Below are 21,619 nucleotides of genomic sequence, written 5' to 3' on the forward strand. Positions count from 1 at the left end.
AGGCAAAGAACCAGAGGTGCGGACAGAGAGGAGAGAAGAAATATGGCAGCTCCAGCAGCAATTCTTGCCGTCAAAGCGGCAATCGCTGTAGCAACCGATAAGCGAGGCAGAACGGTGATTGCCTCGGTGGTGGCGGCAGTTCTGCTGCCGTTTATTTTAGTAATTGTAATGTTGTTGAGTATCATGGATGGGGCCAGCTCCCATAATGTATCTGCGGTCGCTCAGGTGTTTTGGGAAGGAGCGATCTCCAGCCAGGTGCCGGAGGAGTACCGGAAATACATCGTGGATATGCAGACCAGCTTCGCCTCCCTGGAGGATTTGATTGCAGATATTGACCATGTAGAGGATCGGGAACTGGATATTGAATGGGTGAAGTCTGTATTTTATGCCATGTATTTTGGCAGCGCGCAGCCGTCACTTCTGGCTCAAAAAGAGTTTGTGGACTGCTTTGTGGAATACGAGGAGCGGGAAGACGGAGATGGTGATTCCTACACAGCGGCCATTCCTATCACGGACCTTGGCACCGTGTATGCCAATATGAGGCAACGTTTAGGTCTAGAAATTGGGGTGGATCAGGAGGCAAATGCTCAGAGAATTTATACGGTAGCTGTCTATGGCCCGGCTGTTCCGGGAGGGATGGCAGCCGGCTCCGCCATGGGGGACGGAAGCTATCAGGCCCTGCTTACGGAGGCAACAAAATACATTGGTTTTCCCTACCGGTGGGGCGGTTCCAATCCACAGACGTCCTTTGATTGCAGCGGCTATATCTGTTGGATTTATACCCAGTCCGGGACCTATCAGCTGCCGCGGACATCTGCTCAGGGAATTTTTGACCAGTGTGCTGTAATCCCCAGAGAGGAAGCGAAGCCAGGGGACCTGGTATTCTTTACAAAAACCTATGCTTCATCCACTCCGGTCAGCCATGTCGGGCTGTACATTGGTGGAAACCAGATGCTGCATTGTGGGGATCCCATCGGTTATGCGAACATTGATTCCAACTATTGGCGCAGCCATTTTTATGCATTTGCTCGACTTCCAGCCGCTTAGATTTGATTGGTTTCAACGAAAATCTTTGGTGGTTTTAGGTATCGACTTGTGGCCGGCCATAGGATATGTTGGCTGGTGTAAGGAGGTGAGCGACAATGAGAGAGCTTGCAGAGCAGGCAGAAGAGTTAATGGTGAAGCGTGTTCAGGAACTCCGGGATGAGTTTGGGATGAGCCGGTCCAAGACCTATGACCTGGAGATGAAAGAGTATGTGGCCAGGATGGAGCGGATCCTGCACACACTGTCAGAGGAGGACCGGGAATGGCTGGACAATCAGCTGATTGATAAGTTCTGTGTATCCGAGACGGAATGTCGGGAGTTATACATGAACGGCTTTCGGGATGCCATGCGCCTGATCATGGCGGTAGGACTTTAGAAAACGGAATATGAACCGGAATAGGTACGTTATGGGTAACAGCATGGCGGCCTGTTCTGATTGCGAACATGGATAGAGGAGGGATTGGTTGATACAAGCAGTATTTGAACGTAAGCCGGATTTTCGGCTGCGGGATGTAGTGATTGAAACTGTGACACGTCTGCCGAAGGAGGAGTATGAGCAGTTTCTAAGTAGTCCCTGTGATAGCTATGAGTTTATTGAGAAGAACTCAAAGTCGATGCTTATGGATGAAAAGAACGGTGTGTTTTACTGCATGCTGGTGACTGGCGAAGGGTATCGGGACGGTGTGCTTGTGGAGGCAGAAGGCTATCCCTATGCGAGATATGCCTCCTATGTGCCGGATGCGACAGCGCTTTGTTATGAGTCCCTATCAAAGGTAAATGAGATTCTGGCCAAAGCGGTGGAAGAGATTGTAAAGGAAGGAACGAACATGACTACCACTGGCAACTGGATGACAGACCGCTCCAAGGTAGAAACATTGTTGGGAGAAGGGCAGTCGGAGAATCCTCGTTTGTGGACGCTATTGCAGGATATGTTGGGCGAACGGCCAGAGGTAGCCCAGGTTGACCGTATGGATGAGGGATTGGATATTTATTATTATCTGGATTTCTGTCCGAATTATATTCCGGAAGAAGGAGAGGCGGCGGTTCAGGAAGCAGGAGCAGATGTAAAGTCCCCACGATTAAAAGATATCCTGTGTACCCGTTGGGAGAACATCCATTTGGTTCATACAGAGGTTGATAATGTGCCGCATACCATTGCAGAACTGGATTCCGGGACGTTGACAGAGGCGGGAAAGAAAGTCTGGGCCGATGTTCTGAATGCAAAAGTAGAGCGGGTGTATCAGGGACTTTATGGATTGCAGATGGAATTGTCCGGGGTAAAGCCCAGCCGGCTGGATGCATTTTCCGGCATGCTTGGAGGTTATTGCAGCGAACAGGAATACGAAACATGGGTGAAAGAACCGGAGAAAGAGCCGGTCAGTCCACAGCTAAATAATTCATGAAAGGGGAGAGCTGGATGAAAAATACCACATTGACACTGACCTTCAACACGGAGCGCCTGGATGCTTTGGCCTATCACATGGGCAAAAAGGAAGCGGATCTGAAGGAGGAGCTGAGCGATTACTTACAGAAGATGTATGAAAAATATGTGCCGCAGACCACCCGGGAGTACCTGGATGATAAGATTGCCAGGGAGGGAGCGGCAAAGCCGGCCAGGCCGAGACGGCAGGCAGAAGAGAGCCATGTGAGAAGCCAGACGGGTCAGGAGATGGGACAGGCGGGCAGTGCATGAGGTATCAGGATAAGCATGGAAATGAGATTACCGAGGGAATGTATCTCCGGTTTGAGGATGGCAGTGTAGAGCAGGTCTATGCCTGGCAGACAGGAGATGAGAGCGATCTTGGGATTAATGCCAGCAATGAAGCCTATCTGCAGGCTCACGGTTTGGGGGAGTTTCCCCAGGAATTATACCCGCTTTCCGAGTTTGACCTGTCGGAAGTGGAGATTTGCGAGCCGGAGATGGAACCCTGGCAGCTTGGCATGATGGGATAGAGCGCCTATTCCGGGAACGTGAGCCTGTATTTGGCCGTTTGTGCCGCTTTGACAGGTGGAGTGGGACTGGGATACCACTGGCAGGAATGACGGCCTTCCCTGGCCTTTGTGACCGAACATTATACGGGCAGGCAGATGCAGGTCAGGTTGGGTCGAAAGTGGTGCAGGTTAAAGGGGTTATGCTGCTTTCGCAGCACACCCCCGGAAAACACCGGCCGGCAAAGCCGTCCGGGGATTCTGGTTTGAATACTTTATTGGCAGCGAGAGAAGAAAGTGGTGCTGGTAGAGCCAAAAGATGCAAAGAAAATGCCGATTGCGGGCTTTTTTATGAATACCGAAGGAGGGAAGGCATTGGCGGGCAGGGCAAAGAAACAGCGTATAGGCGTTTATATGGAGAAAGAGCTGGTAGAGCGGGCAGATGAGATGGTGAGCTATGTAGGAGCTCGTTCCCGTAATGAGTTTGTGGCAGAAGCGGTTAAATTTTATATTGGATTTTTGAATTCTAAAAAGGCAGAAAACTATCTGCTCCAGTCCTTATCCTCCGTGCTCACCAGTACCGTACATGACAGTGAAAACCGTCTGGCGCGTATGGATTTTAAGCTTGCAGTGGAGATTTCCAAACTGGCTCATGTGATTGCCTATTCCCATGAGGTAGATGAGGATGCCCTGAAAAAGCTACATCTGAAATGCGTGGAGGAGGTGAAGAGAGTCAATGGGGCGGTTGAGTTTGAAGATGCATACAAATATCAAAAACGTGAAGTATAGAGTACAAGAGTAGCCAAAACGATTTATGAATCTTGCGTATGGACAACCGCCTTTATTTTATTTATGGTGTGTCAAAAAGGAGTATAACATGGGAAAAGAACAAATTATGGAAGATGCAGTTCGTGACCTGACGGAACTGGCCCTGCAGGAGCACAGGGAGACGACCGGTGAGGCAGAACAGAAAATGTTAAAACGAGACGCGGATCCAGTACAAGTTATTTGAGTACGAGTGAAGATGGAATGACCGTGTGGGAAAGTGAGGACAGCAGTAGAGGATATTACTCTGGGAAAGCTCATATGAGAAATGAAAAAGGATTGGAGCTGGAAAAGTCTCGAAATTTCTCTGCACGGAGTATCTGAATGAATGTTAAATCAGCACCATGATGATATGTACCTTCATTTAGTGTTATAAACTTTAAGACCTGGAAGAGCTGGTTGCTGGAAGAGAATGTGAAAGCATTTATCTCTAATGATTTTTATGTGGATTGTGATTATTATGAAACGGAAGATGAAACCACTATAAAACATGGATTTCAGTTACTGATTTTTTATTGTCCACCCAGAGAGGAAGGATGATGGAGGGAGAACTCCATGCCTAAAATTATTTTTACCAGCCGCTATCTGCGGGATGCCCCGCCGGAGCAGCTTGGAAACTATGTCAAGTACATCGGAACCAGAGAGGGTGTGGAAAAGATTGATGAGAGCAAGGGGCACTTGCCCGCAACCGCGGCGCAGAAGAAGCTGATTGCACAGCTGCTTCGTGATCTGCCGAAGGCAAGGGCGATGCTGGAATATGAAGATTACCGGCTTCATCCAACCAGACGAAACGCCTCTGAATTTATTTCCACGGCCCTGGAATGGAATCTGGATCTGTTGTCGAAACGGGAAAACTATGTGGACTATCTGGCCAACCGTCCCCATGTGGAGCGGATCGGAGAGCATGGACTGTTCACAGATGCAGGGAAGCCGGTGGTGATTGCCAGAGTGCAGGAGGAGGTGAAAGCACATAAGGGGCCGGTGTGGACGCATGTGGTCAGTTTAAAAAGAGAGGACGCGGCGCGGTTGGGCTATGATTCCGGAAAGCAATGGATGGAGCTGCTGCGGTCGAAGCGGGCGATGTTCTGTAAGCAGATGAAAATAGACAGCGAGAACCTGAGATGGTACGCTGCATTCCACAATGAGAGCTACCACCCGCACGTCCATGTGATGGTGTATTCTGCAAAAGATCATGACGGATTCCTGACCGAGCCTGCGATTGAAGCGATGCGCTCCGAGCTGGCTCACGATATTTTCCGCCAGGACTTTGCTAATCTCTATGGAGTGCAGAATGCAGCCCGCGAAGGACTCAAGAAAGAAGCAGAACAGACCGTGAAGCGGCTGATTCAGGAAATCCAGTCAGGAACCTGTCAGAATCAGAAAATAGAAAAACAGATACATCGGCTGTCCAAGCGGTTGCAGAGAACAAATGGAAAAAAGGTGTACGGGTATCTGAAAGCAGACTTGAAACAGATGGTGGACCGAATCGTGGATGAGCTGGAACAGGAACCCCATATCAAGGAACTGTATCAGTCATGGGGAACCGCCCGGGAGAAAATCTGGCAGACCTATTCTGATCAGCCAATACCGCTGGCACCACTCTCCCAGCAAAAAGAACTGAAACGGATTAAAAATATGGTGATTACCGAGGCAATGAAGATCGGGAGTCACCATTTTTTGTTGGAAGAATCATCTGCAGAAGAGACTGATATATGGATCGATAGAGCGGTAACCGAGATGGGTAGCATAGCGGGAGATGAACGAAGAGGAGAATCAGAAAGAAGAGATGCGGCAGATGAACCGGAGGACAATGAACTTCCAGGTGACAATGATATAGATTTCCATGCAGAGTGGAGTGATCCCTATAAAGTAGCCTGTCAATGTCTCTATGGAAGCGATGAGAAGGAGCCGGATTTTAAGGAAGCCTTCCGTCTGTTTTCGGGAGAGGCAGAAGAGGGAAATGCACTTGCCATGTTTGATCTGGGACGTATGTATGCAGATGGCCTGGGAAGGGAAGCAGATCCCGCGAAAGCGCATGAATGGTATGGGAAAGCGCTGACTGCATTTGTTGCAGCGGAGCAATGTGCAGAGGAAAGGCAGCGTCCCTATCTACAGTACCGGATTGGAAAAATGTATGCGGCTGGATTGGGATATGAGCTGCCTGTAGTGCCGGATGAAGAAGGCGGGGACGGGAAAGCAGTAAGGGATTATGAAAAAGCGGTTGCGTGGTTTTCCCGTGCAGTGTCGGCCGATCACAAATACGCCCAGTATTCACTTGGAGGTCTCTATTACCGGGGGCAGGGAGTCACACAGAACTACAGTCAAGCATTTAACTTATATCAGAGGTCCGCAGAGCAGGGAAATCCCTATGCCAGTTATGAAATGGCAAAGATGTACCGGGACGGAATTGGAGTTGCCGTTAACGTGGAAAATGCGGAAAGTTGCTTTGAACAGGCATTTTCCGGTTTCTGCAGACTGGAAGCGCAGAGCCATGATGACAAGCTGCAGTACCGCCTGGGGCAGATGCTGCATACAGGAACCGGTACGGTAAAGGATGATAGAGTAGCAGAAGCATACTGGGAACGGGCCGCACAGCTTGGAAATATGAATGCCCAGTATGCATTGGGAAAGCTCTGGCTGGAAAATGGAACAGGAGATCAGAAACAGGCGGTTGCCTGGCTTGAGAAAGCGGCAGAAGCAGAACATGCGTCAGCACAGTATGCTCTCGCAAACATTTATCTGGCAGGCGAAGCCGTTGCCAAAGATGTTACCAAAGCCACGGAGCTGTTTACGAGAGCGGCAAAACAAGGCCATGACTACGCAGCCTACCAGTTGGGCAAACAATTCCTTCAGGGGGAAGAGACAGAAAAAGATGTGGAAGCTGCAATAAAGTGGCTGAAGCAATCCGCCGCTGCAAATAACCAGTACGCCCAGTATTCTCTGGGAAAATTATATCTGGACGGAGAAAAAGTGGAAAAGGATATTAGGACAGCAATCACCTACTTGAAAAAATCCGCTGCCCAGAACAATGCGTTTGCAGAATACCGTCTGGGACGGTTTTACCTGCTGGGGGAGGACGTGGAAGCGGATGTAAAAGAGGCCGTCCAGTGGCTGGAGCAGTCTGCTTCACAGGGAAATCAGTATGCTCAATATGCCCTCGGAAAACTGTACCTGTGCGGACATGAAGTGCCGCGGAATAAGGAGAAAGCCCTTCCGTACTTAGAAGCATCGGCAGCCCAAGGAAATATCTATGCGCAGTTTCTGTTAGATCATTTGGATTCGTTCTATGAGCCGTCTGTTTTTCTTGCGACAACAAGGCTCATGCACCGCCTGGCACAGATGTTTGAAGAAGAAAAATGGAAAGCAGGAGGCAGTTCCATGCAGGTGGAAGGAAAACTCCGTAGTAGAATCCGGGAGAAAAAGAAGGCAATGGGGCATAAATCGGATGATGAAACTCCGCGTCAGAATCTATCATGAGGAGGTATCGGATATGTCATATGTTTATTTCACAGAAGAGCAAAAGGAGCGGGCGAATTCCATCGACCTGGTGGATTTTTTACAGCGCCAGGGAGAAAAAATGCTTCCATCCGGGAGGGACAAACGTTTAAGCAGCGACCACAGCATCACGGTCAGAGGGAACAGTTGGTATGACCATGCGATAGAAAAAGGAGGGCTGGCCATTGATTTTGTAAAATACTTCTATGGGAAAACGTATCCGGATGCAGTGTCGATGCTGCTTGACGGGGAACAGGGGATTCCATACATTCAGAGTCAAAAACAGGAGAAGGAACCATCTGCACCATTTTCGCTTCCGCCAAAGAATCGTGATATGCGCCGGACCTTTGCCTACTTGTTAAAGGTGCGGTATCTGGACAAACAGATCGTAACAGATTTTGCAAAGGCAGACCTGCTGTATGAAAGCCTGGAGGATTCTCAGGACGGAACGAGGCAGTACCATAATGCAATCTTTGTCGGGAGAGATAAGGAGGGAGTGGCCAGGCACGCGCACAAAAAAGGAATCTATACCTACGGTTCGAGCTTCCGGGGAAACTTAACGAGCAGTGATCCGAAGTATAGCTTCCGGTGGGTAGGAACCAGCGATACGCTCTATGTGTTTGAGGCCCCTATTGACTTACTCTCCTATGTTTCCCTACACAAAGAAGGCTGGAAGCAGCATAGCTATGTTGCACTGTGCTGCGTAGGCTCTAAGCCGATCTTTCAATTATTGCAGGATTTTCCGAACATGAAAAAAATATGGCTGTGTCTGGATCATGATATCCCAGGAATGAAAGCGGCAGAACGGATCAAGAAACAGCTTCTGGAAATGGGATATGGAGATACGGAAACGGATTTGTCCCAGTATAAGGACTGGAATGAAGATTTAAAAGCCCTTCATGGGCAGCTTGCGATTCCAGCTGAAGAACTTCCGGGGAATCAGCAGGAAACGAAACAGGAATTATTGAAAATGGAATGAGTCAGTTCCTAACTTTCATCTATCGTACCCGGTTCCAGAAAGGAGGTATCATGGAAACAATTCAGATGGTGCTGCTCATTTGTGCCGGCGCAGGGATGTTTATCCTGATGGGGGTGATTCCGTTGCTTGCGAACAACTATTCTCTGAATGGGATTAAGTCAAAGACGGTAGGGGACGGCCAATATGGCACGGCCAGATTTGCCAGCGAGGCAGAAATCAAACGGACCTTTGCACAGGTTCCCTATGAGCCGGCGTTGTGGCGGCAGGGAAAACATCTGCCCAAGGTACAGGGGATCGTAGTCGGAGGGCTGTTTTCCAGAACCAGAGTGACGGCTTTGGTTGACTCCGGTGACATCCATCTCCTGATGATCGGCGCGGCTGGTGTTGGTAAGACTGCCAACTTTTTATATCCCTGCATTGAGTATGCCTGTGCCAGCGGGATGAGCTGGCTGTGTACGGACACCAAGGGAGATCTGTTCCGCAACTACGCGGGAATAGCTCAGAAGTATTATGGGTATCAGACTTCCATCCTGGACCTGCGCAATCCGACCTGTTCCGATGGCGATAACATCCTCGGCATGGTGAATAAATACATGGATCTATACTTAGAGAATCCGGAGAATCTGGCTGTGAAAGCCAAGGCAGAGAAATATGCAAAGATCACAGCCAAGACCATCATTAGTTCCGGAGGCGGAGATGCCTCCAGTTATGGACAGAACGCATTTTTCTATGACGCAGCGGAGGGGCTTCTGACAAGTGTGATTTTACTGATCTCCGAATACTGTCCTAAGGAACAGCGTCATATCGTAAGTGTGTTCAAATTAATCCAGGATCTGTTGGCTCCGTCACCGGTAAAAGGGAAGAACCAGTTCCAGCTGCTCATGCAGAAACTGCCAGCCGACCACAAGGCAAAATGGTTTGCCGGCGCGGCACTTAACACAGCGGAACAGGCCATGGCTTCGGTCCTCTCCACCGCTATGTCCAGATTGAATGCATTTCTGGATTCCGAGATGGAGCAGATCCTGTGTTTCGACAGCACGATGGATACGGAGACATTCTGCAATTCCAAGTCAGCTATCTTTATTGTGCTTCCGGAGGAAGACAGTACAAAGTATTTCATGGTAAGCCTATTTTTACAGCAGATTTACCGGGAAATGCTGTCCATTGCAGATGAGCATGGAGGGAAACTTCCGAACCGTGTGGTGATTTTTGGAGATGAGATTGGTACCATTCCCAAGATTGAGTCCTTGGAGATGCTTTTTTCAGCCGGGCGCTCCAGGCGGATCAGTATGGTACCCATCATACAAAGCTTCGCTCAGCTGCAGAAAAACTATGGAAAAGATGGCAGTGAAATTATCGTGGATAACTGTCAGGGGGTTTTATTTGGTGGGTTTGCACCCAACTCGGAAAGTGCGGAGATTCTGTCAAAGGCATTGGGAAATAAAACGGTGTTGTCCGGTTCCATCAGCCGGGGGAAAAATGATCCCAGCCAGAGCCTGCAGATGATTGGGCGTCCGCTCATGACTCCGGATGAACTTAAGTCGCTGCCAAAGGGACACTTTATCCTGGCGAAGACCGGTTGTCATCCGATGCGGGTAGAACTGCGCTTATTTTTTAAATGGGGGATTGAATTTGAGGAAGAATATGAAGTGGAACAGCATGTAGCGCGGCCGGTGTCTTATGCAGAGCGTCTGGAAGTGGAGCAGGAGATTATCCGGAGACAATTTGATGAGGATGGTGAGGCTGACTTTGATGAACCGTCAGGAATAGAGGGGACTTCAGGCGGAGGTCTGGCGCATGTACAGATGCCAAATCGGCCGGCTGCTCCAGAAACCAGACAGCCACTTCGGACAGATTAGGGGGAGGGGAGGTATGTGGGATATTATGACTCTGTCTACTCGGAGGAATTACCACATCGTGCGATTTCGGTGTATATGTATTTAAAAGAGAGGGCAGATAAAAAGAGCCAGTGTTATCCAGCCATGAGCACCATCGCAGAAGAACTGAACCTTTCGAGGAGAACGATTCAGCGGGCGGTTGCAGATTTAGAAAAGGCCGGATTTATTAAAACAGAACAGCGCTTTCGGAGAAAGGGAGGGAAGAGCAGCTTACTATACACCGTTTTGAAATGATAGGATTACGCCAAGGGGGTACTCTGCCTTCTTGGTGTCCTATGGTATGCGTCACCATGGCGCATGAAGGGAACATTCCATTGCGATATAGACTATTAAACAGAAAAAAGAATAAGACCATTTAAAAACGCAGCATATTCAGAGGTGACTGGGAAGTAACCATTAAAATAGTGTTTGTGCAAAAACAGGATGAACTGGGGGTGTCCTTGATTACAATTAGGAGAGATCTTCAGTATCTGGAGGAATAGAAGCTCCTTGTTCGTAATTATGGAGGGGCTGTGTCAACTATGGCTCCTAAGAATATGAAGGACGAGGTGCAGCTGTACCGCAAGATTATCGCTAGGTATGCGGCAGCCTTTGTGTCAGAAAATGATACAATATTTATCAACACCAGCAGCAATGCACTCCAGATACTGGAGTATGTGGAGTGCAATAATGTGACGGTTATTACCAATAATGGCAAGGCTATAGGGCGGGAATATTGTTCGGGTGTTAATGTGGTACTTACGGGAGGAAAATTGCGCCATCCCAAGGATGCCATGGTGGGGGACTTTACTCTGAGAAATTTGCAGCATGTATATGCAAAGAAAGCGTTTGTGGGATGCTCTGGTATCAGCGCAGAGTTAGGAATGACCACAGAGATATTCAATGACACGGATGAGAAGGCATTCGATGACGCCCTGAACGCCATAAGAGAAAAAGGCATTCAGGTATACCAGGTGCACAAATCTGATTTTTAAGACATCGTGCCACTCCGGATTCAAAGACGGCGATTGGAAAAGAGACATATAATTGAAAAAGCGGTATGTCTCCCCTCTATGAGGAGTGGCATAGCGCTTTTTCAATTGGCTGTCGAACGTTTTTGTTATGAAAAAAGATTGATTACATAAGATTCCCGCTTTAAATGAGAGGTGTTTCATTATCTTCCAATGTCTGCTGATGTGGTGGTAAAAAATTAGGATAAAGCACTTTTGGGTGGAGCTGGAAGGCTTTTGGTGTGACGCCAGTTATCTTTTTAAAGGTATGAGAAAAATGGGCGTAATCATAGTAGCACAGAGTGGTTGCGACTTCGCTGGGAGAAAGCCCAGCGCGAAGCAACAGTTTTGCTTCTGAGACCTTCCGCTTATGGATATATTCCATCACACTGAGCCCGGTTTCTTTTTTGAATCGGGAACTTAAAGTCGCTTCTGAAACAAAGAAAGATTTACTAATGTCACTTACTTTTAAAACGGTATAAAGATTTAACCCAATATGCTGCATGACTGATTTGACCAAAGGAGAGAAATCCTTGTTAACAAAATGATGCATCAGTTCCGTGAAATGGATAATCGCACAATCCCGAACATATAAAACATCCATTAATTTTTCCTTTTCTTCTATCAGGCGTATGTAGAAATTTCTTAAACGATAGGAATCGGAAATATCATATCCGGATTGGATGGCTAAGGAGGATAATTTCTCCAAAATAATGATGGTATAGTTTTTTTCAGAGCGAAGAGGGGACTGGGCATTGTCTGGAATCACACTGTTGCTCAACTCTGCCAGGCTCTCGCGAAGCTGTTGTGTATCGCCGCTTTGAACGAGAGCAAGAATCTGTTCTTCATACCGATAGGTATAGTAGTCTGGCTGGAATGCCCTCCAATCATGTTCTTTTAGTTTTTCCTGTGTTAGTAAAAACTTATTTTTGCGGACCTGTAGATGCAGATCGTCCGAATAAGGACACTCTGAACTGCCACTAAATAAAAAATTCAAATGAATCAGAAAATCCCTAACATCTCCAAGAGAAAAGTAAGGTAAAAGTTCCAAATACTGAGAAAGAAACACCTGCAGGTTTGGGTCTTGCGTATAGCCATAAACCCGGTTTTGAATCACTGTATCCGTAAGGCGAGAGGTGGTAAAAGGTCCAATGATAAGAATGGTATCCGAATGGGAATACGTAATAAAAGCCTCATCCAGTATCCCTGAAAAGAGAAACGTAGAGGAGGAGTCGGAACCATAGTATTGAGTAAAATCATAAGGAAGCACCTGAACCCGGTCGGCCACAAACAGATGCTCCAAATGAAAATCCTGATTGAACACATAGATGGGCAGATGCGATATAACATGAATCGACTTTATTAGTTTGAGTAATTTGTTCTTCATAAAAAACTCCCTGATATGGATATCGTTTGTTTGAAATGGATGTATGGTTTGCAAGGGTCTACAAATCGTTTTCAAATGATTACCAAATCTAAGCATATGGTAGGAAGTGGTTCGAGTTTAGCATAGGCCCCTCGCTAAAATCAAGTTAAGGAAAAATAAAAATATGGAAACATACATAAAAATGAGATAAATTTACAATCATTTTTTTGCGAATATCGTTATAATGCACCTGTGAAAAGAATCTGACGTAACAGGTATTGTTATGTCGCATACTAAAAAAGTATGGTATGGATTCACATTGCAAGGGTACATGGGAGGAGGTGAGAAGGAGTTCTACATGCAGTTAACAATGACAACAGACTATGCATTGCGTTGCCTGTTATATTTGGCGGGCAAAGAGGGAGTGTCCAGTTCACCGGAAATAGGAAAAGCGGTGGGGATTAACAATATATTTGTCCAAAAAGTATTACGTGTTTTGCGCGATGCTGGATTCGTTTCCAGTTTAAAGGGTGGAACGGGCGGATACTGGCTGGCGAAGAAGCCAGAAGAAATTGTATTGCTTGATATTATCCTGCTGTTTGAAAAGACGATGAAAATCAATCGCTGTTTGGAAGCGGAAGGGTGTTGTGAACGATATGAAACGTGTCCCATGCATGTTTATTATGCAGAAGTACAAGAGACATTGGAAGGTTATTTTGGACAGGCCACTCTACAGGATGTGATAAACCATGGAAAAATAAAAAGGAAGGAGATGATAGATGATGCAAAAGAAAAGGCATGCGATAGAAAGAACTCCATGTAAAATTTTTAGGGGGGGGGGGGTAGAAAAAGGCCCATAATAAACAGTCATTTAAAATTAAAGAAAGAGGATATAAAAAGTATGAAGAACAGTCTGGAACAAAAAAGACGAAAATTAAAAAAGACAGGGCGGCAGGCATGTGCATTTGCATTAAGTCTTGCGGTAATGGTGCCCTCTATGGGATTGCCGTCTTACGCTGCTGTGCCATACAGAAGTAATGGTGTCAGCATCGGAGACAAGGGGATGGACACAACCAGCCATTTCACGGCAAATGGAATTGAGGAATCAAATCTTCGATATGCGACAACTACTTTTGATAAAGTGGATGCAGATGGAACGATTCGTTTAGTACATAATAAGTGGATTGTGACAAACGGAGCGTCAGAATTTGCGACAGATGCCTCCAATCAATTTGCAGGAAAGTATATTCTGAGTTTTTCTAATGATATGTTTTACAAACAAATTGACCGTGTGACGGTTGATGATACCAGTATGGAAAAGGTTGATGACGGAGCCCTTTGGATGATTCCGGCTGTAGGAAACCTTAAAACAGGTCTGATTGGGGTTAACACAAATCACGATATAAAAATTATGTTAAAGAATGGACAGACTTTAGAAAAACTTGGGTTGGCCGATAAAGAAATATCATTTAATAGCTTGTGGATTAAAAGCAATGGAGCGATTGCGGAAGAAAGTGTTAGCAATGGATTTATCCTACAGAATAATCCGAATGTGAAAAATGAAAAGCAGACTGATTTTACCAATGGACGAGTGACTCAAAGAGTGGTGTTTGATGCAAAAACGATGTCCTTGAAATCGATTCATACATTTAAGCCGATTGAGAATTACCTTCAGACAGATTACAACTGGGTTGTTTATGTAAAGGAACGCATACCGGTAGAACTGTTACAGTATATTGACAGAGATGAGGTTTATATCTACTGTTCCGATTATCAAGGGGAAGCTCAGAAAAACCGAAAGATATTCAGGGTAACCATTGATGATGCGGGAAATATTGATACCAGCGAGGTTCCGGAATTAAGCATTGTGGGAAATGATACCAGTACACAATTGAGTGCGGCAAGATCGAATACGAATGAAATCTTTTGGGGAACATTGGGGCAGAGCAGAAATTATACTATTTCCTACAAACTGCGGGATGATGTGACGTTAGATCAGTTTGCAAGAGAGATGAATGATTATGTTACTGCTAAAAATGCCCGAGTGCTGTTTGAACATTGGATGGAGGCAGATTATCTGAATGCCAGGGATGGAGGAGCAACTCCGCAGCAATTGCAAGATTCCTATACGAATGCCTATTTGGATACAAACGATACGGACAAGGATGGATTGTTTGATTTTGTTGAGTGGCAGATAGGAACCGATACTCGAAAGGTGGATACGGATGGAGATGGTGTCCCAGATGGCAAAGAATTTATGGAGGATAAGACAAACCCTAGTGATGCCAAGGATTATCTGGTTTCTATTCCGACTACTAATATAACCTCTTTTGACCCGACAAAAGCTGTCACAATCACTGGTACTGTTCCAAAACCATTGCAAAAAGATCCGGCAGATGAAACAAAGTTGATTAATATTACAAGTCAAGATGCCGGTGATGCGATTGTGAAGCTTCAGGGATATGATGATGCATCAAAGAGCTATACGCAGGATGAATACGGCACAGCAAAGATTCCGTTTGACAATCTTGTTAATGGCGAATTCACCATGAGCGTTCCAGCCAATACGGTTCCAGAAGGAACGAAAGTGGTTCTGGTAGCATACAGCCCGAATGGTATGAATCCTGCGATGGGAACGCCGTTTGAGTTTAAACAAGGGGATGCTGAGAAATATGAAGCAACCGGAGGCGTACTGGATAAGGAATACGGAGAAACCGCTACTGCGTCTGAAATCATAGGAAAGGTAACCACAACAGCTCCTGATGATAAAGTGAAAAGCAAGGAAGTAGTGGGAGATATTCCGACAGAAGGCAAGGGCCAGAAGGTAAAAGTAAAGGTAACCTATGCGGATGATAGTTTTGATGAAGTGGATGTGACGGTGAATTACGGCACTGCAACTGAGAAGTATACCGCTGTAGGCCAAGATGTGTCGGTTGGAAAGGGAGAGACACCGGAGGCGTCCGAAGGAATTAAGAACAAGAACGATCTTCCGACCGGAACCACCTATGAATGGAAGCAGCCAGTTGATACAACAAATCCGGGAACGCAGCCGGGTACGATTATCGTTACATATCCGGATCAGACAAAGGACGAGGTAGAGGTAAATGTCCAGGTTAAGGATACAAAAACAGATGCCCAAACCTATGATGCGACCGGAGATGTTCTGAATAAGAAGTATGGAGAAACTGCTACTGCGGCTGAAATCATAGGAAAGGTAACCACAACAGCTCCTGATGATAAAGTGAAAAGCAAGGAGGTAGTGGGAGATATTCCGACAGAAGGCAAGGGCCAGAAGGTAAAAGTAAAGGTAACCTATGCGGATGATAGTTTTGATGAAGTGGATGTGACGGTGAATTACGGCACTGCAACTGAGAAGTATACCGCTGTAGGCCAAGATGTGTCGGTTGGAAAGGGAGAGACACCGGAGGCGTCCGAAGGAATTAAGAACAAGAACGATCTTCCGACCGGAACCACCTATGAATGGAAGCAGCCAGTTGATACAACAAATCCGGGAACGCAGCCGGGTACGATTATCGTTACATATCCGGATCAGACAAAGGACGAGGTAGAGGTAAATGTCCAGATTAAGGATACAAAAACAGATGCCCAAACCTATGATGCGACCGGAGATGTTCTGAATAAGAAGTATGGAGAAACTGCTACTGCGGCTGAAATCATAGGAAAGGTAACCACAACAGCTCCTGATGATAAAGTGAAAAGCAAGGAAGTAGTGGGAGATATTCCGACAGAAGGCAAGGGCCAGAAGGTAAAGGTAAAGGTAACCTATGCGGACGGTAGCATTGACGAAGCAGAAGTAACGGTAAATTATGAAACTGCAACTGAGAAGTATACCGCTGTAGGTCAAGATGTGTCGGTTGGAAAGGGAGACACACCGGAGGCGTCTGAAGGAATTAAGAATAAGAACGATCTTCCGACCGGAACCACCTATGAATGGAAGCAGCCAGTTGATACATCAAATCCGGGAACGCAAACGGGTAGGATTATCGTTACATATCCGGATCAGACAAAGGACGAGGTAGAAGTGACGGTTCAGATCAAAGATAGCAAAAATGATGCTGAAACCTATGATGTGTCCGGAGGCGTTCTGAATAAGGAATATGGTGACAAAGCCACAAAAGATGAAATTATAGAAAAGGTAACCACAACGGCTCCTGATAATAAAGTGAGATCAAAAGAAGTAGTGGGAACCATTCCGGAAACAGGTAAAGGCCAGAAGGTAAAAGTAAAAGTAACCTATGTGGATGGAAGTGTTGATGAAGCGGAAGTAACGGTGAATTATGGAAGTGCTTCCGATAAATATGAACCGGAAGTAGAAGATGAGACAGTCAAGACAGGAAGCGATATTGATCTCACAGATAATGTGACCAACCTGGATGAACTGCCAACTGGAACAACAGTAAAGGATGTAACAGATACGCCTATTGATACGTCTGTTCCGGGGGATTATACAGGAAAGGTAGAAATCACCTATCCTGATGGAAGCAAGGATATTGTAGAAGTACCAGTGAAAGTCGTTGATAAGACTGATGCGGAACGTTACAGACCGGTGACAGAACGTGAGTTAATTGAGGAAGGGCAGACCTACGACTTAACGGACAATGTAAAAAATATGGGCAGCCTTCCTACAGGAACCACGGTAGAAGATGTAACACCAGAAGGAGAGATTGATCCGGATACTCCTGGAAATTACACAGGAACTATAAAAGTAATTTATCCGGATGGCTCCAGCGAGACCGTAAAAGTTAAGGTGAAAGTTAAGAAAAGAACACCGGATGCGAAAAAATACGATCCCGAAGTTGTACCAGAAATCATCTACGCAGGTGAACTAGCTGATTTGACGGATAATGTGGTAAATCTGGAAGATGAACTGCCAGAAGGTACGATTGTAACTGACATTACAGAGTATGGAGAAGATGGGGTAAACCTGGATAGACCTGGTAAATATAAAGGAAGAATTGAAATTGAGTATCCAGACGGCTCTACAAAAGAACTAACCGTACCTATACGCGTTTTGAAAGATGCAGACACAGACACAGCAACACCGAGTGAACCTGGTAAAGCTACTCCTAGCGAACCGGATAAGGCGACAGATAGTGAGGCAGAAAAGACAGATGCCAGCAAGTATAAACCCAAGCCAAATCCGATTGTTATCGACCAGGGAGAAACATTTGAACCGGAAGATGGGATTAAAAACAAGGATGAACTTCCAGAAGGTACAGAGTACAGCGATGAGACCCCTGACAAGGTAGATACATCAAAAGATTATACAGCTATCATTGTTGTGACGTATCCGGATGGTTCCAAGGATAAGGTAAAGGTTCCGGTTACGGTACGCCCAGGCGGGTCAGAAAAGACAGATGCCGACAAGTATGATCCAAAGCCAAATCCTATCGTGATAGATAAAGGGGGAACGTTTGAGCCGGAAGATGCGATTAAAAATAAAGATGAACTTCCCAACGGAACAGAATACCGTGATGAAACTCCTGACAATGTTGACAAAACAAAGGATTATACTGCTATTATTGTTGTGAAGTATCCGGATGGTTCCGAGGACAAAGTAAAGGTTCCGGTAACGGTAAAACCGGTAACGTCTGGTTCGGGTGGTTCAGGTAGTTCAGGTAGTTCAGGTGGTTCGAGCGGTGGACATTCGAGTGGAGGCTCTGGTGGAGGCTCTGGTTCCAGGGGTAGCAATGTGAGCAATGACAGAATTTATGCGAACCCTGACATGAGCGTGACGACTGGCTCGCTTCGAGGAACATGGACGCTGGTGGATGCAGAGAACCATAAATGGACCTATACAACGTCCTCCGGTGTCATGGCGAAAGATGGCTGGATGTTCATTGGAAATCCATATGCAAAGGATGAGGAAGGACGATTCAGCTGGTTTAAGTTTGATGCCAATGGAATTATGGAGTTTGGCTGGATCAAGAGCCAGAATGGAAAGTGGTATCATACCCATGCCGTATCAGACGGAAATCTTGGTATTCTTCATAAGGGCTGGTACCATGAGCCAATGGATGGAAAGTGGTATTACCTGGATGAAAAGACCGGAGCTATGCTTGATGGCTGGGTTTCCCTGTCAGGAAAGTACTACTACTTCACGGAAGCGCCTCTGGTTCCAGAACAGACCTATTTCCAGAGAGAGAATGGTTACTGGTATTATGACAATCATAATAGAAGGCCTTACGGCTCTATGTATCAGAACGAGATGACACCAGACAATTACTTTGTTGATCAGAATGGAGTCTGGGATGGGAAAAACCATTAAAAACCATCCGATTCAGATGTAAGATTTTAGCTGGGGGTGCTGCTATCAGTGGCATCCCCTATGCTTTTCATAAGAAATAGGAGATGAGTGAGAAACAAGGTTGGTTCTGTAATTGGTAGAGTAGAGAAGTGCGGGGGGAGAAACGTGTTTCCATGGTTAAAAAGAAGCTGTATTTATATCGCCGTATTATCGGGGGATACGGATACCCTTTGGTATTACAGAGATAAGTTGTGTGATTTCGCGGAGCGCAATCATTACAAGATAGAGGTGGTCCTAACAACCAGCAAAGGAGCCCTTCTTCAAAGCATCAGGCCTTTTAACAGAAAGCCTGACTTTATTATCGTAGCAGCGCCACTGAATCTGTATCAGTATCAGATGTTTATCGAGCAGTTGGAAGGGCGCAGAAGTCGTGCGAAGGTGTTCTTTATGGGGACAGGGGAAGTCCTTAAAGGATACGAGAAAAAGGTAATCTCTGTAGCTAACAAAGCAAAACTGGAATGGTATTTGGAACGAGAGATGGATTGGCTGCAACGAAAGCGATTATGGCGGTGGTGAGAAAGGAGTATGTCACAAAATGAACAAAAGACAATTGGTGGATCGCATGTCATCAGGAAGTGGTCTGACAATGAAACAGAGTGAAAAAGCCTTGAATGGACTGATGGATGTCATACATAGCGAATTATCTTCCGGAGGAAATGTCTCGTTGATTGGATTTGGTGTGTTTTCTGTGGCAGACCGGAAGGCCAGAATGGCGCGGAATCCGAAAACAGGAGAAGAAATGGAAGTAAAGGCCAGAAAAATCCCTGTGTTTAAAGCGGGGTCAACTTTGAAACGGGCAGTGAACAGCAGGTAACAGGATGGAAGCCACACAAGCGGAGCCAGGACTTCGTTTGATTAGAGAACGGGAGGAACCTTTGATGAAGACAGTGATTGTAGGAGCCAATCATGGAGGAATTGCAGCAGCTAATACACTTTTGGACCATTATCCGGATCATCGGGTCGTTATGATTGACCAGAATACCAATATCAGTTACTTGGGGTGTGGGACAGCCCTTTGGGTTGGCCGGCAGATCGACTCCTATCAGGATTTATTTTACACAAAAAAAGAAGATTTTGAAAAAAAGGGAGCTTCCGTCCATATGGAGACAACGGTAAGGAAGATTGACTTTGAAAGAAAGGTTGTTTTCTGTGAAAAGACGGATGGAAGAACATTTGAGGAGTCTTATGATAAGTTGATTCTGGCAACGGGCTCCCTTCCTATTGCTCCGGATTTGCCAGGTCAGAATCTGGAACATATCAGCTTTTTGAAGCTGTTTCAGGACGGTCAGAATGTAGACCACTTAATTGGCCGCATGGATGTGCAACATGTAGCCGTGATAGGAGCGGGGTATATTGGCGTTGAGATTGCAGAAGCGGCAATCCGAAGAGGAAAAAAGGTTAAGCTGTTTGACATTGCAGACACCTCTTTAGCGAGCTACTATGATGAATGGTTCACAAAAGATATGGACCGCCTTTTAGAAGAAAAAGGAATTGAGACGCATTTCAAAGAACAGGTCCTTGCGTTTTTGGGAACAACCTCGGTGGAACGGATTGTAACGGACCATGGAGAATATAAAACGGATTTGGTGATCAGCGCGATTGGTTTCAGACCGAATACCGTGCTAGGAATGGAACATCTGAAGTTATTCAAAAATGGAGCATACTGTGTGGATCGTCATCAACGGACGAGTGATCCGGATGTATATGCAGTAGGGGACTGCGCTGCAATTTATTCCAATGCATTGAAGAGAAAAACCTACATTGCATTGGCAACGAATGCGGTACGTTCCGGGATTGTAGCGGGTCATAATGTGGGGGGAACCGCATTGGAGGAGACTGGGGTTCAGGGCTCCAATGGAATTTCCGTATTTGGTTATCATATGGTTTCTACTGGATTGAGTGTAAAGGCCGCACAAAAAAGCGGGTTGGATGTTACCTATACGGATTTTGAAGATTTGCAAAGACCGGGGTTCATGAAGAAGAATGCGAAGGTAAAAGTTCGGATTGTATATGAAAGGAACTCACGCCGGATTGTCGGGGCCCAGATGGCATCAACCGAGGACATATCAATGGGGATCCACATGTTTTCTCTGGCGATTGAACAGGAAGTGACGATTGATCAGCTAAAGCTTTTAGATCTCTTTTTCCTTCCTCATTTTAATCAGCCTTATAACTACATAACAATGGCGGCGTTATCTGCAAAATAAAGTGCGCAGAGTTAGGAATGATTTAAGAAATCAAGGGGGAGGGAATCTCAGCATCAAATGCAGGGAACTCCCTCCTTTATAAAAATGTTTCTCTGTCTTAGCTGGAATCGCATGATGGGATAGAGAAGTGGGGGCATATAAGGTGGTGTCTGAAAACATGCTGAGCGAGATAATGGATCGTTTGAACCTGTGGCATTATGAGGATGCCGATGACAGGGAAGAGAGAGCGGGACTTTTTGGAAATAGAATGGAAGAGAACGAAGGCAATTTCCTGCTGAATATAGTAACCTATAAGCCGAGGACGATGGATGATGTCCAGGAGATATGCGAACGATTTTTAGATGGAGATGCAGTGATTCTATCCTTGGAGCAGGCAGAAGGAAAAAATGAGGAGAGGATTGTGGATTTTCTATCAGGGGCGATATACAGCCAAAATGGAAATATCTTAAAGATATCCGAACATATTTATGCGATATCCCCAGAGGATGTGGGGATATTTGAAAGGTAAAAACACAATCTGATAGCAAGGGAAAGAGAACTCTTCTTCCAAAAGAACTG

General features: G+C 46.0%; 20 protein-coding genes. 19 read left to right on the plus strand and 1 reads right to left on the minus strand.

The window, feature by feature from the left end:
* The first annotated feature begins 42 nt into the window (after positions 1 to 42).
* The 13 genes from CGC65_RS08905 (at position 43) to CGC65_RS08960 (ending at position 11,145) form a co-directional block, all read left to right on the plus strand.
* On the plus strand, positions 43 to 1,047 hold the full coding sequence (locus CGC65_RS08905; protein ID WP_002565944.1) for a C40 family peptidase: 1,005 nt from the start codon (positions 43 to 45) through the stop codon (positions 1,045 to 1,047).
* A 95-nt stretch (positions 1,048 to 1,142) separates the two neighbouring features.
* On the plus strand, positions 1,143 to 1,421 hold the full coding sequence (locus tag CGC65_RS08910; protein WP_002565945.1) for a DUF6809 family protein: 279 nt from the start codon (positions 1,143 to 1,145) through the stop codon (positions 1,419 to 1,421).
* 91 nt (positions 1,422 to 1,512) lie between these two features.
* Positions 1,513 to 2,448 carry a DUF6329 domain-containing protein gene (locus CGC65_RS08915; protein ID WP_038282662.1) on the plus strand — a complete coding sequence of 312 codons (936 nt, stop codon included), beginning with the start codon at positions 1,513 to 1,515 and terminating at the stop codon, positions 2,446 to 2,448.
* 14 nt (positions 2,449 to 2,462) lie between these two features.
* Complete coding sequence (locus CGC65_RS08920) at positions 2,463 to 2,738, plus strand: DUF6103 family protein (protein ID WP_002565947.1); 276 nt, start codon at positions 2,463 to 2,465, stop codon at positions 2,736 to 2,738.
* The gene (locus CGC65_RS08925) at positions 2,735 to 2,998 is read left to right on the plus strand and encodes a hypothetical protein (protein WP_002565948.1); all 264 of its coding nucleotides are present in this window, start codon (positions 2,735 to 2,737) and stop codon (positions 2,996 to 2,998) included. The genes CGC65_RS08920 and CGC65_RS08925 overlap by 4 nt, the downstream gene beginning before the upstream one ends.
* 273 nt (positions 2,999 to 3,271) lie before the next feature.
* A complete protein-coding gene (locus CGC65_RS08930) occupies positions 3,272 to 3,763 on the plus strand; it encodes a CopG family ribbon-helix-helix protein (protein WP_002565949.1) in 492 nt (163 codons plus the stop codon).
* Positions 3,764 to 3,851: 88 nt separating this feature from the next.
* Entirely contained in the window at positions 3,852 to 3,986 is a 135-nt protein-coding gene (locus CGC65_RS32045; protein ID WP_002565950.1) for a hypothetical protein, read from the plus strand.
* 368 nt (positions 3,987 to 4,354) lie between these two features.
* Positions 4,355 to 7,276, plus strand: coding sequence for a MobP3 family relaxase (gene mobP3 / locus CGC65_RS08940; protein WP_002565951.1), 2,922 nt, complete (start codon positions 4,355 to 4,357; stop codon positions 7,274 to 7,276).
* A 13-nt stretch (positions 7,277 to 7,289) separates the two neighbouring features.
* The gene (locus tag CGC65_RS08945; RefSeq protein ID WP_002565952.1) at positions 7,290 to 8,273 is read left to right on the plus strand and encodes a DUF3991 and toprim domain-containing protein; all 984 of its coding nucleotides are present in this window, start codon (positions 7,290 to 7,292) and stop codon (positions 8,271 to 8,273) included.
* Between the two features lie 50 nt (positions 8,274 to 8,323).
* Complete coding sequence (locus tag CGC65_RS08950) at positions 8,324 to 10,132, plus strand: type IV secretory system conjugative DNA transfer family protein (RefSeq protein ID WP_080548737.1); 1,809 nt, start codon at positions 8,324 to 8,326, stop codon at positions 10,130 to 10,132.
* Positions 10,133 to 10,147: 15 nt separating this feature from the next.
* Positions 10,148 to 10,405: a helix-turn-helix domain-containing protein gene (locus CGC65_RS08955; RefSeq protein WP_002565954.1), complete on the plus strand. Its 258-nt coding sequence runs from the start codon at positions 10,148 to 10,150 to the stop codon at positions 10,403 to 10,405.
* Positions 10,406 to 10,581: 176 nt separating this feature from the next.
* Complete coding sequence (locus CGC65_RS32420) at positions 10,582 to 10,653, plus strand: DeoR family transcriptional regulator (RefSeq protein ID WP_268742036.1); 72 nt, start codon at positions 10,582 to 10,584, stop codon at positions 10,651 to 10,653.
* A 39-nt stretch (positions 10,654 to 10,692) separates the two neighbouring features.
* The gene (locus CGC65_RS08960; protein WP_002565955.1) at positions 10,693 to 11,145 is read left to right on the plus strand and encodes a DeoR/GlpR family DNA-binding transcription regulator; all 453 of its coding nucleotides are present in this window, start codon (positions 10,693 to 10,695) and stop codon (positions 11,143 to 11,145) included.
* A 160-nt stretch (positions 11,146 to 11,305) separates the two neighbouring features.
* Here CGC65_RS08960 and CGC65_RS08965 read toward each other — a convergent pair whose 3' ends face one another.
* A complete protein-coding gene (locus CGC65_RS08965) occupies positions 11,306 to 12,547 on the minus strand; it encodes a YSIRK-targeted surface antigen transcriptional regulator (RefSeq protein WP_002565956.1) in 1,242 nt (413 codons plus the stop codon).
* 337 nt (positions 12,548 to 12,884) lie between these two features.
* On the opposite strand from CGC65_RS08965, the gene CGC65_RS08970 reads away from it, so the two are divergent.
* The 6 genes from CGC65_RS08970 to CGC65_RS08995 all read left to right on the plus strand — a co-directional run bounded on the left by CGC65_RS08970 (position 12,885) and on the right by CGC65_RS08995 (position 21,569).
* A complete protein-coding gene (locus CGC65_RS08970) occupies positions 12,885 to 13,349 on the plus strand; it encodes an RrF2 family transcriptional regulator (protein ID WP_002565957.1) in 465 nt (154 codons plus the stop codon).
* 78 nt (positions 13,350 to 13,427) lie between these two features.
* The gene (locus CGC65_RS08975; RefSeq protein WP_080987652.1) at positions 13,428 to 18,815 is read left to right on the plus strand and encodes a Rib/alpha-like domain-containing protein; all 5,388 of its coding nucleotides are present in this window, start codon (positions 13,428 to 13,430) and stop codon (positions 18,813 to 18,815) included.
* Positions 18,816 to 18,959: 144 nt separating this feature from the next.
* Entirely contained in the window at positions 18,960 to 19,370 is a 411-nt protein-coding gene (locus tag CGC65_RS08980; RefSeq protein WP_038282680.1) for a hypothetical protein, read from the plus strand.
* A 19-nt stretch (positions 19,371 to 19,389) separates the two neighbouring features.
* Positions 19,390 to 19,668: an HU family DNA-binding protein gene (locus CGC65_RS08985; RefSeq protein WP_002565961.1), complete on the plus strand. Its 279-nt coding sequence runs from the start codon at positions 19,390 to 19,392 to the stop codon at positions 19,666 to 19,668.
* A 64-nt stretch (positions 19,669 to 19,732) separates the two neighbouring features.
* Complete coding sequence (gene nox, locus CGC65_RS08990) at positions 19,733 to 21,061, plus strand: H2O-forming NADH oxidase (protein WP_080548738.1); 1,329 nt, start codon at positions 19,733 to 19,735, stop codon at positions 21,059 to 21,061.
* A gap of 157 nt (positions 21,062 to 21,218) precedes the next feature.
* Complete coding sequence (locus tag CGC65_RS08995; protein WP_002565963.1) at positions 21,219 to 21,569, plus strand: cell division protein SepF; 351 nt, start codon at positions 21,219 to 21,221, stop codon at positions 21,567 to 21,569.
* Positions 21,570 to 21,619: the final 50 nt, after the last annotated feature.

The organism is Enterocloster bolteae, from assembly GCF_002234575.2.
Taxonomy (GTDB): Bacteria; Bacillota; Clostridia; order Lachnospirales; family Lachnospiraceae; genus Enterocloster; species Enterocloster bolteae.

Bases quoted from the DNA above. Each gene is read 5' to 3' on its own strand.
- CGC65_RS08905 (WP_002565944.1), top strand. From the start codon at position 43: ATGGCAGCTCCAGCAGCAATTCTTGCCGTCAAAGCGGCAATCGCTGTA.
- CGC65_RS08910 (WP_002565945.1), top strand. From the start codon at position 1,143: ATGAGAGAGCTTGCAGAGCAGGCAGAAGAGTTAATGGTGAAGCGTGTT.
- CGC65_RS08920 (WP_002565947.1), top strand. From the start codon at position 2,463: ATGAAAAATACCACATTGACACTGACCTTCAACACGGAGCGCCTGGAT.
- CGC65_RS08925 (WP_002565948.1), top strand. From the start codon at position 2,735: ATGAGGTATCAGGATAAGCATGGAAATGAGATTACCGAGGGAATGTAT.
- CGC65_RS32045 (WP_002565950.1), top strand. From the start codon at position 3,852: ATGGGAAAAGAACAAATTATGGAAGATGCAGTTCGTGACCTGACGGAA.
- mobP3 (WP_002565951.1), top strand. From the start codon at position 4,355: ATGCCTAAAATTATTTTTACCAGCCGCTATCTGCGGGATGCCCCGCCG.
- CGC65_RS08945 (WP_002565952.1), top strand. From the start codon at position 7,290: ATGTCATATGTTTATTTCACAGAAGAGCAAAAGGAGCGGGCGAATTCC.
- CGC65_RS08950 (WP_080548737.1), top strand. From the start codon at position 8,324: ATGGAAACAATTCAGATGGTGCTGCTCATTTGTGCCGGCGCAGGGATG.
- CGC65_RS08960 (WP_002565955.1), top strand. From the start codon at position 10,693: ATGGCTCCTAAGAATATGAAGGACGAGGTGCAGCTGTACCGCAAGATT.
- CGC65_RS08965 (WP_002565956.1), bottom strand. From the start codon at position 12,547: ATGAAGAACAAATTACTCAAACTAATAAAGTCGATTCATGTTATATCG.
- CGC65_RS08970 (WP_002565957.1), top strand. From the start codon at position 12,885: ATGCAGTTAACAATGACAACAGACTATGCATTGCGTTGCCTGTTATAT.
- CGC65_RS08975 (WP_080987652.1), top strand. From the start codon at position 13,428: ATGAAGAACAGTCTGGAACAAAAAAGACGAAAATTAAAAAAGACAGGG.
- CGC65_RS08985 (WP_002565961.1), top strand. From the start codon at position 19,390: ATGAACAAAAGACAATTGGTGGATCGCATGTCATCAGGAAGTGGTCTG.
- nox (WP_080548738.1), top strand. From the start codon at position 19,733: ATGAAGACAGTGATTGTAGGAGCCAATCATGGAGGAATTGCAGCAGCT.
- CGC65_RS08995 (WP_002565963.1), top strand. From the start codon at position 21,219: ATGCTGAGCGAGATAATGGATCGTTTGAACCTGTGGCATTATGAGGAT.